The following is a 15,914-nucleotide window of genomic DNA, read 5'->3' as shown; positions in this document are numbered from 1 at the left end:
CAGAGGCGAAAAAGGACTGTAGTACAGGAGTTTAACACATGCGCATATGGAGGCTGGAAAGCCGGACCTTGTGGCGAAGAGCTGTGGAAAGGTTTATCCAGGCGCGGTTTGTGCTGGGAGTTGCTGCGTTCATTACAGCCTTGGTTCTGAGTTCTGGTGCGTCCTGGTGGTTGAGTTTTGGCATCCTGATGCTGGTTTTCCTCGCCGTCGTCATGCTTTCAGCAGCTCTCCCCCGCAACACAGCCCGACACACCGATCCAAATATTCACGATCCCGCCATCTTCAGCCTGTCAGGTCAGCAACTTGCAGCGCAATTGCCGGATCCGCTGATCATTTTTGATCATGAGGGGACGATCCTTTACGTCAATCCGGCGGCCAATGGCGCTTTTCCGCCATTGGCGCGGGGCGGTGCGCTATTGATGCATTTTCGTGCGCCTGAAATGCAGACACTGGTCCAATCGGTCGTGGCGGATGCGATGGCACGATCTGTCGATTATTTTGAGCGCGTTCCGGTAGAGCGCTGGTATCGCGCCACCGTGCTTCTGCTCGACCAGGCGGGTGGAGCAGATCGACAATATCTGTTGTCATTCCGCGACCAAACCGAGGCGCATCGTCTGGAGCGCATGCGGTCCGACTTCATCGCCAATGCCAGTCATGAGCTACGCACGCCGCTCGCCTCGCTCAGTGGTTTTATTGAGACTTTGCGGGGCCCCGCACGAAATGACGAGGCGGCGCGCGATAATTTCCTCCAGATCATGCAGAAACAGGCCGAACGCATGGCGCGGCTAATCGATGACTTGCTGTCGCTGTCCCGCATCGAGATGAAGGCACATATTGCCGTCAAGGATCAGGTAGATCTGGCGGTGGTGCTGAACCATGTGGCAGACTCACTTAGCCCGCTCGCTGCCGAACTTGGCGTCGAGTTCGAACGCAATATCGATGCTGGCCCCATCAATGTTCTCGGCGATCGTGATGAACTGACGCAGGTTTTCCAAAACCTCCTGGAAAATGCCTGCAAATATGGCCAATCCGGCAAAAAGATTATCATCGAGTTAAAGCGAGATGGTGGGTCCATCAAGGCCACGATGCAGGATTTCGGTCCGGGCATTCCGGACGAGCATATACCGCGGCTTACTGAGCGGTTCTACCGTGTCAGCCTGGAGACGAGCCGGGCTCAAAAGGGAACTGGTCTTGGCCTTGCTATCGTCAAACACATCCTTACACGACATCGCGCGCGGCTGATAGTCCGGTCCAAAGTCGGCGAAGGCTCGTCGTTCACCGTCGTGTTTTGACCTCTGAAAGGCCATAGCTCGTAACAAAAAAGGCGCCACTCGGCGCCTCAATTGGTTGTCTACACTGGAAAATTACCGGATGCGGCGGCGATCCGAAGCCGGCTGATACGCCAAACGGGAATGATAGGTGCAGTAAGGCCCGGATTCGCCGACATCATTACCGCAGAAATTGAAATCCGGCTGTAGAGGATCCCCGACTGGCCATTTGCAGGTTCGCTCGCTCAACTGCACCAGCTCAAGTCGCCGGGAAATTGGCACGACGACATCGGTCACCGTTTTCGTAACAGTGTGCGTCACGAGATCAGTGCTGTATTCTGTCTGCAATGCGGTTGCGCCGACACTGCGGTTTACAACCCTGCTCGACATGTGTCCGAGGGAGCCGGCGCTTCGATGGCCGCTGGACGCACCGGTGTTGACCTTCTTGCTCCGTGTCTGGGTTGATGTCGTCTTGCCACGTCCCGACAGCTTCAACCGATGTACCTTGCCAATGACAGCATTGCGGCTGACACCACCCAGTTGTGCTGCGATCTGGCTTGCACTCAGACCTTCGGCCCAAAGTTTCTTTAGCTGCTCTACGCGCTCATCTGTCCAGTTCATCGTTTCCTAGCTCCGTATGGGGCTCAGTTTTGTGCGGGCGTCAGACTGAATCCTTCCTCGTATCTAGATTGCTCCAGATTGGCCTGATACTATATCTATTCAGATGACGAGGACGCCGCACGAAATCTAGCTATTTCGTTTCTCAACGTACAATATTGGATGACTCTGTGACAAGAGTCGGGTGGGTATCATGCTATGGGTTTTTGGGGTTTTCCCCAACTTGCGCGGTCAACTGTTGCAAAAAACACCCGCTGAGCGGTTGGGACTTGCTCGTTAAGGTTGCAGGGACGAAATCTTTAAATGCATCGATAGCTCGGTCGCAATGAAGACTCGTAAAGTGTTCATTTGACAACTGAGGTTCGAATGACGATATTACCATTGTGTGGCCGCCCCCAAAAATGGCATTGTGGGGCGGCTTTTTGATTTCATCGCTGCCGGTTTCTTCTTTGTAATCAGCAGGTTTGGCAAAACTGGGTTTTGGAGGCCCTTGACGATATGACGGACGCAAGCGCGCAACCGCTTTACGACACTTATGCTCGTGCGGATCTGCGCTTTGAGCGAGGTGAGGGCATGTGGCTAATTACCGAATCCGGTGATCGTTATCTCGACTTCGCTGCCGGTATCGCGGTCAATTCGCTTGGCCATGCGCATCCATACCTCGTCGAAACCTTGAAAAGTCAAGCTGAGAAGCTTTGGCATGTCTCCAACATCTATGAAATTCCAGGCCAGAAGCGCTTGGGCCAGCGGCTCGTCGATAATACCTTCGCCGACAAGGCCTTCTTCACCAATTCCGGTGCAGAGGCTCTCGAATGCGCGATCAAGACAGCGCGGCGCTATCACTACGTCAACGGTAATCCCGAGCGATTCCGCATCATCACGTTTGAAGGCGCCTTCCATGGCCGTACGCTGGCGACGATTGCCGCTGGTGGTCAGCTGAAATATCTTGAGGGTTTTGGACCAAAGGTCGAAGGCTTTGATCAGGTAGCTTTCGGTGACGAAAAGGCATTGAAGTCAGCGATTGGACCCGAAACCGCCGCCATATTGATCGAACCGATCCAGGGCGAGGGCGGTGTGCGTCCGGTGCCCGACGAGGAACTGCGCGCGCTGCGCAAGCTCTGCGACGAACACGGCTTGCTATTGATCCTCGACGAGGTTCAGACAGGCATGGGCCGCACGGGCAAGCTCTTTGCGCACGAATGGTCTGGCATCAAGCCCGACATCATGGCCGTCGCCAAAGGCATTGGTGGCGGCTTTCCCCTCGGTGTATGTCTTGCGACCGCCGAAGCCGCCAAGGGCATGACTGCCGGCGTGCATGGCACGACCTACGGTGGCAATCCGTTAGCCATGGCTGTAGGCAATGCCGTCCTTGACGTCGTTCTTGAAGAAGGTTTCCTTGATCATGTGCAGCAGATTGCGCTGTTTATGAAACAGGGGCTGGCCTCAATTTCCGATCGCTATCCGGAAGCGATTTCCGAGGTGCGTGGCCGCGGCTTACTGATCGGTCTGAAGTGCGCTGTACCAAACACGGCGATGGTTCAAGCATTGCGCGATGAACATTTGCTTACCGTCGGCGCGGGCGACAACGTCATCCGCCTTTTGCCACCACTGGTTGCAACCGAAGCGGATGCCCGTGACGCTCTCACGCGGATCGAAGCTGCAGCCGAGCGTCTGTCAGTCACAGCCAGACTGAAAAGCGCGTAGAGACAAGTCTTATGATGATCAAACAGGACCTCCGTCATTTTACGGATATCTCGGCGCTTTCGCCTAGTGATTTACGGCACATTCTCAACGACGCGCGCGACCGCAAAACGCGTCTCAAAGCCGGCAATATCGAAAAACCCTTTGCCGGCAAGGTGCTGGCAATGATATTCGACAAGCCTTCAACGCGCACGCGCGTGTCCTTCGATGTGGGCATGCGTCAGCTCGGCGGCGAGACGATCATGCTAACGGGGTCGGAAATGCAGCTTGGCCGCAGCGAGACTATTGCCGACACCGCAAAGGTGTTGTCGCGCTATGTCGATATCATCATGATGCGAACAACCACACATGAACGTCTGACCGAGATGGCCGAAAACGCCACCGTACCAGTGATCAATGCGCTGACCGATGACACGCATCCATGCCAGATCATGGCGGATATCATGACATTCGAGGAACATCGCGGTGCGGTGAAGGGCAGGACTTTCGCTTGGACAGGCGACGGCAACAATGTGCTGCACTCACTCGTCGAGGCGGCGGCGCGGTTTGATTTCAATCTCAACATCGCAACGCCGGAAGGCAGTGAACCCGACAGCAAATATCTCGATTGGGCCAAGCGCGCTGGTGGCAGGATTAGACTTACAACTGATCCAATCTCGGCGGTTGAAGGTGTTGATTGTATCGTCACCGATACCTGGGTATCGATGGGACAGGAAGGCCGTGCGCGCGGTCACAACGTGTTCATGCCATATCAAGTCAACGACGCATTGCTGAAACATGCCGGCCCTGATGCGCTTTTCATGCATTGCCTTCCCGCACACCGCGGCGAGGAGGTGACTGACTCCGTCATAGATGGACCGCATTCTGTCGTTTTCGACGAAGCGGAAAACCGTCTACATGCACAAAAGGCAATTCTTGCCTGGTGCCTCGAAGGAGGTCGCCCGAATGCCTGATTCTTCCATCCGCACTGACGAATATGTATTCGCTGGCGATGACGCCGTGGTTCCGTTCCAGGTTGAGGAACTGGACGCGCGCGGGCGTGCCGTTCAGCTCGGACCGACACTAGATGACATTTTAAGCCGCCACGACTATCCGGAGCCTGTAGCGAAGCTTCTGGCGGAGGCGATCGTCCTTACGGTATTGCTCGGCACATCGCTGAAATTCGATGGGAAGTTCATCTTCCAGTCCCAGTCGGACGGACCAGTCGACATGCTGGTTGTCGACTTTCGCACGCCGAATTCCGTTCGCGCATACGCGCGCTACGACGAGGAGCGCTTGGCCGAAGCCATCGCTGAGAACCGACTCTCGCCGGTAGAGCTGATGGGCGGCGGCACGCTCGCACTCACCGTCGATCAGGGCGAATACACCCAGCGGTATCAGGGCATCGTTGCGCTCGATGGCTCCAACCTCGAAGAGATCGCCAAGACCTACTTCCGCCAGTCCGAGCAGATTCCCACCGACCTTCGTCTTTCGGTTGCAAAGCTGATCGAACGTGGCGAAGACGGCAAACCGGTCGAGCAATGGCGCGCCGGTGGGCTCATTGTGCAGTTCCTACCTGAATCGGAACTGCGCATGCGTCAGCGTGATCTACCAGCGGGTGACGCGCCGGAATCTGACGACGACGATGAAGTCGACCTTGTCGAAGACGATGACTGGGCTGAAATCAAGGCACTCGTTGCGACGATCGAAAGCTCGGAATTGACCGATCCTCAAGTTGGAGCCGAACGCCTGTTATACCGCTTGTTCCACGAGCGGGGCGTCCGTGTTTTCGACGCAGTGCCGGTGAACGATGATTGCTCGTGCTCACGGGAAAAAATTGCCGGCGTACTGTCTGGCTTCACTGCTGAAGAGATTTCCGACAGCATCGAGGATGGCAAGATTAGCGTCACCTGCGAATTTTGCTCGACAGAATATGAATTCGATCCAGCAGAGTTTTTGCCAAAGAATTGAGCAATCAGGCACGCATTGGCGCGGTTATTTCGTGAACGATCGTTACCACAATTAATAGTGCGATGAATGCGCAGATAATCAGCCAAAGCGGCCATACTCGCGTTGATTTCTTCGCCAGAAGGCCGACGATGAGACCGGGGACCATCGCCAACGCGACCAACTGACTGACAGCTTCCGTTCTCGTTGTGAAGCTTGGCAGACTATAGCCGAGAAACTGTGCGCCTATGGCCAAAGCAAAGGCAACGGCAGAGCAGGCCAAAGCCTTGATGTAAGGCGATTGAGTGCGATTTGTCTCTTGCATCAGTTCAATGTGCGTAACTGATCGGGCAGGTCAAGCGAGAATGCTGGAATCTCGATATCAAACCGTACTCCGCTGTCGGTCTGCATTGTATAGCGACCGACCATGACGCCAGATGTTGTCGTCAGGGGACAACCGGAAGAGTATTGGAAGGAGTCGCCGGGATTGAGAATAGGTTGTTCACCGATGACGCCCGGACCGCGTACTTCCTCCATGTGGCCATTACCGTCGGTGATTTTCCAGTAGCGCGCACGCAATTGCACAGTAATCTCCGACTCGTTGGCGATGGTAATGCGGTATCCCCAAACGTAGCGGTTCTCTTCCGGATTGGATTGCTCCTCCAGATAGAACGGTTCGACGGTTACCTCAATATCGCGGGTAATAGCTTTGTACATACCTTCTCTCAGTTTATGTCCCTCATATCGCGGGTCGGCGCCATCGCGTCAACCATCCAGAGAAAGTCCGGTTTAAATCCTTCGTGATCGGCGCATTTCTCGCTAATATAGGGGTGAAGCCGTTCGGTGGAGCTAAGCAATTCTGTTGATGAGCCTCGAAGAATTTGCAGAAATGGCCCTTTCATTTCCTGAAACTATTCAGGCAAGTCATTTCAACACGACCGATTTTAGGGTGAATGGAAAAATCTTTGCAACGCTACGCCCTGAGAAGCTGCGCGGTGTATTGTTGCTCACTCGGGAAGATCAATCCCTCTTGCGTGAGACGTCAGGAGATATGTTTGAGCCTGTGCCGGGAAGCTGGGGCGAAAAAGGTTCAACCTATGTCGTTCTGGACAGCGCCAATCCGGACGCGGTACGCCATGCCATGGCAATCGCCTGGAAGAAGGCCGCGCCGAAATCAGTCTCCGCGCGGCACATCCTCTGATCTTCTACAGTGCTGCTTTCAGAGCGATATCGAGATCCTCGATCAGATCGTCCGCGTCTTCAAGCCCGACCGACAGCCGTAATAAACCATCGGAAATACCGAGTTCGGCGCGGGCCTCATCGGTGAGATTCTTGTGGGTAGTGGTGGTCGGATGGGTGATGAGGCTCTTTGAATCACCGAGATTGTTGGAAATCTGGATAACTTCCAGGGCATTCTCGACATTGAACGTCGCCCTCTTGGCCCCCTTTACTTCGAAGGCGATCAGCGTGGAACCACCCGACATCTGCTTGGCGATGATATCAGCTTGCGGATGATCGGCACGTCCCGGATAAATTACCTTGGAGATCGCTGGATGATCGGCAAGGAAATCGGCGATTTTTGCTGCGCTTTCCGTCTGCTGGCGCACACGTACAGCCAAAGTTTCGAGACCCTTTAGCATGACCCATGAGTTGAACGGGCTAAGACCAGGGCCGGTATGGCGGAAATATTCGTGCAGATTTTCGTCTACCCACTGCTTGTCGGAGAGGATCACGCCGCCAAGACAACGACCTTGCCCATCGATATGTTTGGTCGTGGAATAGACAACGATGTGTGCACCGAGTTCCAGCGGCTTCTGGAAGAGCGGCGTCGCGAAGACGTTATCGACAATAAGCTTGGCGCCAACGGAATTGGCCACCTGTGCCACAGCCGCAATATCGATGACTTCCAGTGTCGGGTTGGTCGGGCTTTCGAGGAACAGCACCTTGGTGTTCGGGCGGATGGCGTTTTGCCAGTTCTCGATCTTCGAGCCATCTATCAAAGTAAAATCAACACCGTAGCGCGGCAGAAGCGTTTCTATGATGTAGCGACACGAGCCGAACATCGCACTAGCGGCCAGAACGTGGTCGCCAGCCTTGACCTGGCAGATGATGGCTGCTGCCACAGCCGCCATGCCTGACGCCGTAGCACGCGCATCTTCAGCGCCTTCCAATGCGCACATGCGCTTTTCGAACATGTCCGTTGTCGGGTTAGCATAGCGGGAATAGATGAAGCCCGGCTCCTCACCCTTGAAACGGGCTTCAGCGGCTTCGGCGCTGGGGTAGACAAAGCCTTGCGTCAGGAACAACGCTTCGGACGTTTCACCGAAGCCTGAACGCAGCGTTCCGGCATGGACGAGTTGGGTTGCGGGGCGCAGCTTGCGGGTGATGTTCGCGGTCATCGTCTTCTCAATCTGCCAGAATCTGGCCAATAAAAAACCGGCCTTGCGTGAATCGCAAAAAGGCCGGACGAAACCGGGCCTCTTTTAGCAAGTTATTTAACGTGGCTGCAAGCCGGCCGGCCAAATCACCACGGGATAAAACTGCTTTAATCCTCTCAAGCGCTTGCGTCAACCGGGCGAGACGCTAAAGTTTTTGTATGTTTTTGTAAGGTTTTGGCGATCGACATGAGTAGACATCAAGCGGGCATTCTGGCGGATAGCGGCATCAGGGCTCTGCATCAAGCCGGCGCGCTCAGGACAGAGCGCGATTTCGATGGTGACCAGATCCAGCCTGCAAGCCTTGACCTGCGGCTTGGTACGAAAGCCTATCGCGTCCGCGCCAGTTTCATGCCGGGGCCTGGAACCGCCGTTATCGACAAGCTTGAGCGGCTCAAGCTGCATGAAATCGATCTGACCGAAGGCGCGGTGCTTGAAACCGGCTGTGTCTATATCGTTCCCTTATTGGAAAGCCTGAGCCTGCCGCCTGAGGTTTCTGCTTCGGCCAACCCCAAAAGCTCCACCGGTCGACTCGACATTTTCACGCGCGTCATCGTCGACGGTGCGCAGGAATTTGACAAAGTGCCAGCAGGCTATCACGGGCCGCTCTATCTCGAGGTCAGTCCGCGTACCTTTCCCATTGTGGCACGTACCGGTTCGCGTCTGTCGCAAATCCGCTTCCGCACGGGGCGCGCGCAATTGGAAGAGGTAGAACTCACGGCTTTGCATGCGGCGGAAACCTTGGTCGCTTCCGAAACGCCGAACATTTCCGGCGGCGGCATCGCGCTATCAATCGATCTGACCGGCGATGCGAACGGTCTCGTCGGCTATCGCGGCAAACATCATACCGGTGTCATTGATGTGGATAAACGCGGTGTGCATGACCTTTTTGATTTCTGGGAACCGATCCATGACCGCGGCGCACGCGAGCTGGTGCTCGATCCCGACGAGTTCTATATTCTGGTTTCGCGTGAGGCGGTGCATGTACCACCGCTCTATGCAGCAGAAATGACGCCTTTCGATCCGCTGGTTGGAGAGTTCCGCGTCCACTATGCCGGTTTCTTCGACCCGGGTTTCGGCCATACTGCTGCGGGTGGAACCGGCAGCCGCGCTGTGCTTGAAGTGCGAAGCCATGAAGTACCCTTCATTCTCGAACATGGTCAGATCGTCGGACGCCTGATCTATGAGCATATGCTGGAGCGCCCGCGCGCGCTTTACGGAACCGACCTCGGTTCCAACTACCAGGCACAGGGCCTGAAATTGTCAAAGCACTTTAAATGATACGCGGGGAACGCTTGACAAGAATGGGCTTCAACGAACATTGATAAGCAGATGCGGGTGTAGTTCAATGGTAGAACGGCAGCTTCCCAAGCTGTATACGAGGGTTCGATTCCCTTCACCCGCTCCATCTTTCCCAACACCGGAGAACAAATGTCGGAAAGAATGAACCGCTTCCTGGGAGACTCGCCCGGTCGAGTCCTTGTGAAACTGATCGTAGTCTCGTTGGTGGTGGGCGTCATCATGAATGCCTTCGACTGGTCTCCTATCGACATTCTTTATGGCTTCGAGAACTTTATTCGCCGCATTTGGAATCTCGGTTTTGGTGCTATCGAACGTTTTGCCGCTTATTTCCTGCTCGGCGCGGTGGTTGTCATTCCCTGCTTCATCATTTTGCGCTTGCTGAGTTATCGGCGCTAAATTTCCGCTACAGCCAACTTCGGCCCGAAGGAGCCACAATTGCCGGATATCGGCGGACGGCCTCCTTCAGGAATCTTTCATGTCCGAAAAGAATTTTTATCTGTCGCGCCGCAACTTTCTTGGCTTCACCGCGGCTGCGGTTCTGCCGCTATCTGCCTGTCAGACTGCCATGAAAACGCCAGGAAAAGTTGTGGGAGCTTCGGCTGCGGCAATTTCAAACGTGCAAGCGATCCGCTCCGCCAATGGCCTCGCCGGATTGAGCGCTGATCCCACGCTGGAACGTGCCGCCTTACAACAGGCGGCCTACATGGCAAGTGCTGGCCGCATGGCTCACACGACTAGCTGGGGTCGCGGCTTTGCCTCCCGTGTAAGGGATAACGAAATCCATGGTCTTGCCGCTGAGAATATCGCCATGGGGCGCATGGATATGGACCAGCTTTTTGCCAGGTGGATGGCATCGCCACCACATCGGCGTAACATGCTGGATCCGCAATTTACCCGTTTCGGTCTGGCCTATGCCGAATCCACAAATGGCAGTGTCGAGCGCTATTGGGCACTGGTTCTGGCGAGTTAGCGCTGATTGCGGCGATTGCACTGGAAACCGCGGCGAGTCGATGGCATAGAGCAATAGTAGCCGTGTGGTTGCAATCTCCGGTGCTTCATGACAATCGAAACTCCCCTTCTGCCAGGATCAAAAATTGTTCGCCCGTTCGAGGTGACCAACAAGTTGATGCTGGCGATCACGATTCCGGTAATGCTGGCATCGCTGACGACGCCATTGCTCGGATTGGTCGATACTGCGGTGATTGGCCAGCTCGGTGATCCGCACCTGCTGGGCGGCCTTGCAATTGGCGCACTGGTTTTTGACTTTCTGTTTTCGACAATGAATTTCCTGCGCGCGGGCACGACCGGGCTTGTAGCGCAAGCAATGGGAAGGCACGACAATGTAGAACAGCAAGCGGTCTTTTGGCGTGCCATCGGTATCGCTGCAGTGGCCGGTGTACTCTTTATTGCCGCGACGCCTTTGGTCCTGCAAGCGACAATCAGCTTCATGAACCCGGACAAGGCGGTAGCGGATGCCATGTTGACCTATGTCTCGATCCGCCTGCTTTCATCACCCATGGCGCTGGGCAATTTCGTGGTTTTGGGTCTGTTGCTCGGTCAAGGGAAGGCCATGCAAGGGCTGTACCTTCAGTTCCTGCTCAACGGTGTTAACGTTGTGATGACAATCTGGTTCGGCCTCGTTTTGGGCTGGGGCGTTGCCGGTATTGCTTGGGGTACCTTGCTCGGTGAAACCGTTGCGCTCGCGGTTGGCCTATTCATAGTCTACCGGCAATTCCGTGCAGTACCGAATCCGTCCCGAGCGCGCGTTCTGGATATGCACGAAATCCGCCGCATGTTTACGGTCAACCGCGATATCATGTTGCGGTCGTTCTTCTTGTTGATCGCTTATGCCTATTTCACCCGCGCTGGAACGGAAGCGGGCGCGGTGACGTTGGCAACGAATGCGGTGTTGATGAACTTCCTGCTGATTTCCGGCTATTTAATCGATGGAGTAACCACCGCCGCAGAACAGATTTCCGGCCGTGCGGTCGGAGCGCATTATCGTCCGGCATTCGACCGCGGCATAAAGCTGTCGTTCCTGTGGGGCTTGTTGCTGGCGACAGCGATGGCTGTATTCTTTTTGATCTTTGGTGATGCGATTGTTGCGTTCCTGATCAAATCAGACGAGGTGCAGGAAATGGCATCGCTTTATTTGCCGTGGGCAGCCTTGGCGCCGGTTGTCGGTCTGCTGGCTTTCCATATGGACGGGGTGTTTATTGGCGCGACATGGTCGCGCGACATGCGTAACATGATGATCCTGTCGCTGATCGGCTATTTCGCTGCCTATTTCATCCTGCCGAAGTTCTTCGGCAACCACGGGCTATGGCTAGCGCTGCACCTTTTTCTTGGTCTGCGCGGCATTTCCCTGTTAGCGATTCTGCCGAGCCGGGCACGAATACAGTTTGCCAACTAGGCTGGGATTGCTTTTGTGGCCCAATCGTCAACGTCGCAATCGCGTAGTGCCGCGATGGTACTGACGCTGTCGCGCTTCAGGGTAGCCGACATGCCCTTGACGATTTCGTTTGCGAGGCCGGGACCGCTAAAGATCATGCTGGTATAGAGCTGGACGAGATCGGCTCCGGCCCGAATTTTGGTAATGGCCGTCGCCGCGCTGTCAATGCCACCAACACCGATTATCGCCAAATCGGTTCCTACGCGCTGGCGCATCTTGGCGAGTACAATCGTCGACCGTTCGAACAGTGGCGCTCCGGATAGGCCGCCTGTCTCGCCAGTGCTCTTCCTGCTTGTCAGACCCGCGCGAGACAGCGTCGTATTGGAAATTATCAGCCCGTCCAGTGAGTGGGAGCTGATCTCGGCGGCAATATCGTCAAGACTGGCTTCGGTCAGATCGGGTGCGATCTTGAGAAAAACAGGACGCCTGACGCCCGGTTGTGCGTCGCGTGCACCGAGTACCTTGCCTAGCAGCTCTCTAAGGCTTTCTCGCGCCTGCAGATCTCGCAAACCTGGCGTGTTCGGAGAGGAAATATTAACGGTAAAGTAACTCGCGAGAGAATGGAATTTCCTTATACCTGCCACATAGTCCGCGACGCGGTCAGTGGAGTCCTTGTTGGAGCCAATGTTTATCCCGACGATACCGGCATGCGAGCGTCGCTCGGTCAGGCGTCGGAACGCCGGGTCATGACCTTCATTGTTGAAGCCAAGCCGGTTGATTACCGCATTGTCTTCAACAAGGCGAAAAATGCGCGGCTTCGGATTGCCAGATTGCGCCCGCGGTGTGAGCGTTCCAACTTCGGCAAAGCCGAAGCCGAGCCGCAGCAATGCATCGGGTATTTCGGCATTTTTGTCATAGCCAGCGGCCATGCCGAGCGGATTAGGAAAACTGAGGCCAGCGACAGCGACACGCAGAGCCGGATCGTTGTTGGGTAAACATGCTGGCACAAGGCCCGTCTTCAATGCTTTGATCGAGAGACCGTGCGCATCTTCCGGGTCGAGTCTAAACAGCATTTTGCGGCCAATTGACCCGAACAACCTACTCATGCACTCAACTCCGGAAATTTGTGCTTGCCGTCGCTACCCAAGGGCAGGGGCTTGATCCATAAGACAGCGCCGAGAGGCAATGACGCATAGAGGTGCGGGAAGAAATCGCCTCCGCGCGAGAGCTCGTATCTAAGGGCTGTGCCCAGTCTCTCCGCCTCGACTGCAATCAGCACAAGATCATTCTGGCCAGCGAAATGCTTGGCGGCTGTCTCGACTGCCTGGGCCGCAGTGGAAAAATGGATATAGCCATCCGCGTGGTCGATCGGCGCGCCATCGAATACGCCTCTCGCTTCTGCAGCTTGCCAAAGGGCACGCGGAGCAATCTTGTAGATCAGTTGAGTCATAAGCGTCTTTACTAGACACAAAACACCGATGCGCAAAGGGCAGACTGAACGCCGGTAACAGAAATATCGCCTTACTCCAGATTTTCGGCGTATTATTTCGTCAGGTTCTTGAGACGTAAATGTTGGAGGTTCACCCATGTTAGGAACACGAACTTTACTCATCGCGCTAGCTGGTTCCCTATGGTCGTTCGCCGCCACGGCACAAGAAGCGACGACTTATACGCTTCAGAGAACCGATGACGGCTATGTCCGCATGAACAACAAGACTGGCGAAATGTCGATCTGTCAGGAGAAGTCGGATCAGCTTATTTGCAAGTTGGCGGCTGAAGAGCGGGCGGCGTATGAAGATGATATTGCCGACCTCAAGACGAGAGTCGCAAAACTTGAGGACACGGTTGCAGGCATGGGCAAGCTGCCGCCAGTTGTTCGAGATGCTCTTCCATCCGATGAAGATTTTGAAAAAGGACTGAGCTACATGGAGAGGTTCATGCGTCGCTTCATGGGGATTGCCAAGGAATTCGAGGACAAGAGCAAGCCTGCAAATCCTGAGTCACCGCAAAAAACCTGATCTCGGGTGACAGGAGATTGGCAGGAGGCAAGGCTTCATAGAGTTGTTTGTTCTTGATTTGTTCGATAATTTAATAGACTTTAACCGCTTGAAATTCTTCTCTGGGAGCGGTGAGATGATTGCAGTGCCAAGACTGATTGGAGAGGTATCGATACGGCTTTTTGTGCGCCATGGCGATCAGCAAAAGGCTCTGGATTTCTACGAAAGTGTTTTCGGAGCCCAAGTAGTCGGACGACCCTATCTGCACAATGGCGAACTGATCGCTGCTGAATTGCGCATGGGTGCATCGGTGGTAATGATTGTTGGAGCCAATCCCAAACGCGATGCGGATGCTTCGCTTGGCGGTCCAAGATCTGTTCACGCCATCGGAGCAACGCCGGTCATGCTAGATATTCATGTGGATGATGTCGATCGCGTGATGCACCACGCGATCGAAGAGGGCGGCAATTTACGCAATGAAATCGAAACGCTGGATAGCGGCGATCGCGCCGGAGTGCTTACCGATCCGTTCGGGCATCTCTGGGTTGTCAAATCAAGGCGTAAGCACATCGCTGCATGAATGCAACCGGCCACCACACGAGCCGTTTGCGGAGAGCAGGATTACGTAGCAAAACGTTTGGTCGCGGCGATTAATTCATGCACGATGCCGGGCTCGCTTACCGCGTGGCCGGCATCTTCGACAATGCGCAGATCAGCTTCCGGCCAGACCTTCTTTAAATGCCAGGCATTGAGTAACGGCGTGCACATATCGTAGCGGCCGTGGACTATCACACCGGGGATTTCGCGGATCAAATGGGCATTGCGTAGGATATGGTCATCCGTGTCGAAGAAACCCTTGTTTTGGAAGTAATGGCACTCAATGCGGGCGAAGGCGATGGCGAAATGGTCGTTTCCAAATGCTTCTTCGCGGGCCGGGTCTGGCAACAATGACAAGGCCGAACCTTCCCAGCGTGCCCACAATTTTGCAGCAGCCAGTTGGATTGCAGGGTCCGGGTCGGTCAAACGCTTGTAGTAGGCGGCAATCATATCGCCGCGCTCTTCTTCAGGGATATGCTCTTGATATGCCTCAAAACGATCTGGATAAATGATGCTTGCACCGTTCGAATAGAACCACTCAATCTCGAAACGCCGGATCATAAAAATGCCACGCAGAATCAGTGCGCGCACGCGTTCGGGATGAGTTTGCGCATAAGCGAGTCCAAGAGTGGAACCCCAAGATCCGCCAAAAACCTGCCACTTGTCGATGCCGAGATGTTCGCGAATGCGCTCCATATCGGAGACCAGATCCCAAGTCGTGTTCTCATCCAGTTCTGCATGCGGCGTCGATTTCCCGCAACCGCGTTGATCGAAAAGTATGATCCGATAACGTTCAGGATCATGCAGGCGTCGCATCGTCGGATTGATCCCACCCCCGGGGCCACCGTGAACCATAATCACCGGTTTTCCATCAGGATTGCCGCATTCTTCAATGTGAATGGTATGCAATTCCGATACTTGAAGCATCTGTTCCAGATATGGTTGGTTCTCAGGGTAAAGAGTATTTGTAATCATTCATCCCGCCTTCAAGAATAATCCCCACAACGAATAATCGCTCGGGAATGAGGTTTTGCCAAGGCATTTGAATAGACTAGCTTAATCGCCATGCAAGCTTTCTCCATTCGAAACTTTGACACGTGTTAAAATGCTCTTGATATATCAGTCGATTTGGCTTTAGTCGTTAGCATTACGGCTTTTGGATTAGAACTTTGAATTTTTTTAACGTTAAGGACTTTTGAATAATGAAATATACATTTGTCATCGTCGACGATCATCCTCTATTCCGTGGCGCCCTAAAGCTCGCGCTAACGTCAAAAACTAATGATGTCGAGATCGTCGAAATAGGCGATTTGGAAAGCGCGAAAGCATACATCCAACGATCTTCAGACATCGATCTGGTGCTTCTGACCTGCTCCCGCCAAATTAGTCCATTCTCAACTGGAATTTTCCAATAATGCCCCCGGTGACGGGCTGAGGAGAATTCGATGAAGAAGACGAAGTTCACAGAGGCGCAGATCGCCTTCATTCTGAAGCAGGCGGAAGACGGCGTTGCCGTGGCGGAAGTCTGCCGCAAGGCGGGGATTTCCGACGCGACATTCTACAACTGGCGCAAGAAATATGCGGGCCTGATGCCATCGGAGATGCGGCGGTTGCGGCAGCTTGAGGAGGAGAACGCCAAGCTGAAACGGATCGTCGCGGATCTGTCGCTGGACAAGGC

Annotated in this window: 19 protein-coding genes, 1 tRNA gene and 1 riboswitch; of the genes, 13 read left to right on the top strand and 7 right to left on the bottom strand. The window is 54.6% G+C overall.

The genetic code is table 11. From position 1 onward, the window contains the following. Positions 1-38: 38 nt before the first annotated feature. Entirely contained in the window at positions 39-1,292 is a 1,254-nt protein-coding gene (locus FHS21_RS26150; RefSeq protein WP_112528246.1) for an ATP-binding protein, read from the top strand. Between the two features lie 72 nt (positions 1,293-1,364). Here FHS21_RS26150 and FHS21_RS26145 read toward each other — a convergent pair whose 3' ends face one another. Beyond that, entirely contained in the window at positions 1,365-1,889 is a 525-nt protein-coding gene (locus FHS21_RS26145) for a GcrA family cell cycle regulator (protein ID WP_112528248.1), read from the bottom strand. A 495-nt stretch (positions 1,890-2,384) separates the two neighbouring features. Here FHS21_RS26145 and FHS21_RS26140 point away from each other — a divergent pair, with 495 nt between their 5' ends. From FHS21_RS26140 to FHS21_RS26130, 3 genes are read left to right on the top strand one after another with little or no spacing between them, the layout of a single operon-like run. Continuing rightward, positions 2,385-3,590 (top strand): aspartate aminotransferase family protein, encoded by a 1,206-nt coding sequence (locus tag FHS21_RS26140; protein ID WP_112528260.1) that lies wholly within the window; start codon positions 2,385-2,387, stop codon positions 3,588-3,590. A gap of 11 nt (positions 3,591-3,601) precedes the next feature. Beyond that, positions 3,602-4,540, top strand: a complete 939-nt coding sequence (gene argF, locus FHS21_RS26135; RefSeq protein ID WP_112528250.1) for an ornithine carbamoyltransferase — start codon at positions 3,602-3,604, stop codon at positions 4,538-4,540. Beyond that, entirely contained in the window at positions 4,440-5,537 is a 1,098-nt protein-coding gene (locus FHS21_RS26130; protein WP_376772214.1) for an Hsp33 family molecular chaperone, read from the top strand. Before argF ends, FHS21_RS26130 begins: the two co-directional genes overlap by 101 nt. A 4-nt stretch (positions 5,538-5,541) precedes the next feature. Here FHS21_RS26130 and FHS21_RS26125 read toward each other — a convergent pair whose 3' ends face one another. Together FHS21_RS26125 and apaG are read right to left on the bottom strand one after the other, a co-directional pair. Further along, positions 5,542-5,838: a hypothetical protein gene (locus tag FHS21_RS26125; protein ID WP_112528254.1), complete on the bottom strand. Its 297-nt coding sequence runs from the start codon at positions 5,836-5,838 to the stop codon at positions 5,542-5,544. Then, positions 5,838-6,230 carry a Co2+/Mg2+ efflux facilitator ApaG/CorD gene (gene apaG / locus FHS21_RS26120; protein WP_112528256.1) on the bottom strand — a complete coding sequence of 131 codons (393 nt, stop codon included), beginning with the start codon at positions 6,228-6,230 and terminating at the stop codon, positions 5,838-5,840. The genes FHS21_RS26125 and apaG overlap by 1 nt, the downstream gene beginning before the upstream one ends. A 148-nt stretch (positions 6,231-6,378) precedes the next feature. Here apaG and FHS21_RS26115 point away from each other — a divergent pair, with 148 nt between their 5' ends. Continuing rightward, on the top strand, positions 6,379-6,714 hold the full coding sequence (locus tag FHS21_RS26115; RefSeq protein WP_112551429.1) for an MmcQ/YjbR family DNA-binding protein: 336 nt from the start codon (positions 6,379-6,381) through the stop codon (positions 6,712-6,714). Between the two features lie 4 nt (positions 6,715-6,718). Here FHS21_RS26115 and FHS21_RS26110 read toward each other — a convergent pair whose 3' ends face one another. Beyond that, positions 6,719-7,912 (bottom strand): O-succinylhomoserine sulfhydrylase, encoded by a 1,194-nt coding sequence (locus tag FHS21_RS26110; RefSeq protein WP_183664832.1) that lies wholly within the window; start codon positions 7,910-7,912, stop codon positions 6,719-6,721. Between the two features lie 62 nt (positions 7,913-7,974). Beyond that, positions 7,975-8,054, bottom strand: a riboswitch (SAM riboswitch). A gap of 83 nt (positions 8,055-8,137) precedes the next feature. On the opposite strand from FHS21_RS26110, the gene FHS21_RS26105 reads away from it, so the two are divergent. The 5 genes from FHS21_RS26105 to FHS21_RS26085 all read left to right on the top strand — a co-directional run bounded on the left by FHS21_RS26105 (position 8,138) and on the right by FHS21_RS26085 (position 11,663). Next, positions 8,138-9,229: a 2'-deoxycytidine 5'-triphosphate deaminase gene (locus FHS21_RS26105; protein WP_112526311.1), complete on the top strand. Its 1,092-nt coding sequence runs from the start codon at positions 8,138-8,140 to the stop codon at positions 9,227-9,229. Positions 9,230-9,282: 53 nt separating this feature from the next. Next, a tRNA-Gly gene (locus FHS21_RS26100) sits at positions 9,283-9,356 on the top strand. Positions 9,357-9,379: 23 nt separating this feature from the next. After that, entirely contained in the window at positions 9,380-9,646 is a 267-nt protein-coding gene (locus tag FHS21_RS26095) for a DUF6460 domain-containing protein (RefSeq protein ID WP_112526309.1), read from the top strand. Between the two features lie 79 nt (positions 9,647-9,725). Then, complete coding sequence (locus tag FHS21_RS26090) at positions 9,726-10,220, top strand: CAP domain-containing protein (protein WP_112526307.1); 495 nt, start codon at positions 9,726-9,728, stop codon at positions 10,218-10,220. A gap of 87 nt (positions 10,221-10,307) precedes the next feature. Then, the gene (locus FHS21_RS26085) at positions 10,308-11,663 is read left to right on the top strand and encodes an MATE family efflux transporter (RefSeq protein ID WP_183664830.1); all 1,356 of its coding nucleotides are present in this window, start codon (positions 10,308-10,310) and stop codon (positions 11,661-11,663) included. Here FHS21_RS26085 and FHS21_RS26080 read toward each other — a convergent pair. Together FHS21_RS26080 and FHS21_RS26075 are read right to left on the bottom strand one after the other, a co-directional pair. Then, positions 11,660-12,748, bottom strand: coding sequence for a quinone-dependent dihydroorotate dehydrogenase (locus FHS21_RS26080; RefSeq protein WP_112526303.1), 1,089 nt, complete (start codon positions 12,746-12,748; stop codon positions 11,660-11,662). The genes FHS21_RS26085 and FHS21_RS26080 overlap by 4 nt on opposite strands. Next, entirely contained in the window at positions 12,745-13,092 is a 348-nt protein-coding gene (locus FHS21_RS26075) for a DUF952 domain-containing protein (protein ID WP_112526301.1), read from the bottom strand. Before FHS21_RS26075 ends, FHS21_RS26080 begins: the two co-directional genes overlap by 4 nt. Positions 13,093-13,228: 136 nt before the next feature. Between FHS21_RS26075 and FHS21_RS26070 the strand changes: the two genes are divergently transcribed. Continuing rightward, positions 13,229-13,660, top strand: coding sequence for a hypothetical protein (locus tag FHS21_RS26070; protein WP_112526299.1), 432 nt, complete (start codon positions 13,229-13,231; stop codon positions 13,658-13,660). Positions 13,661-13,775: 115 nt separating this feature from the next. Then, positions 13,776-14,219, top strand: coding sequence for a VOC family protein (locus FHS21_RS26065; RefSeq protein WP_112526297.1), 444 nt, complete (start codon positions 13,776-13,778; stop codon positions 14,217-14,219). A gap of 41 nt (positions 14,220-14,260) precedes the next feature. On the opposite strand, the gene pip is transcribed toward FHS21_RS26065, so the two are convergent. After that, complete coding sequence (gene pip / locus FHS21_RS26060) at positions 14,261-15,211, bottom strand: prolyl aminopeptidase (RefSeq protein ID WP_112526295.1); 951 nt, start codon at positions 15,209-15,211, stop codon at positions 14,261-14,263. Between the two features lie 470 nt (positions 15,212-15,681). Between pip and FHS21_RS26055 the strand changes: the two genes are divergently transcribed. Then, a partial coding sequence (locus FHS21_RS26055; RefSeq protein WP_183664828.1) for a transposase occupies positions 15,682-15,914 on the top strand: 233 nt, incomplete at its 3' end.

This window comes from Phyllobacterium trifolii, from assembly GCF_014192095.1.
Taxonomy (GTDB): Bacteria; Pseudomonadota; Alphaproteobacteria; order Rhizobiales; family Rhizobiaceae; genus Phyllobacterium; species Phyllobacterium trifolii.
Note: the sequence above shows the minus strand (reverse complement) of the source record. Positions and strands in the feature narration are given on the sequence as shown.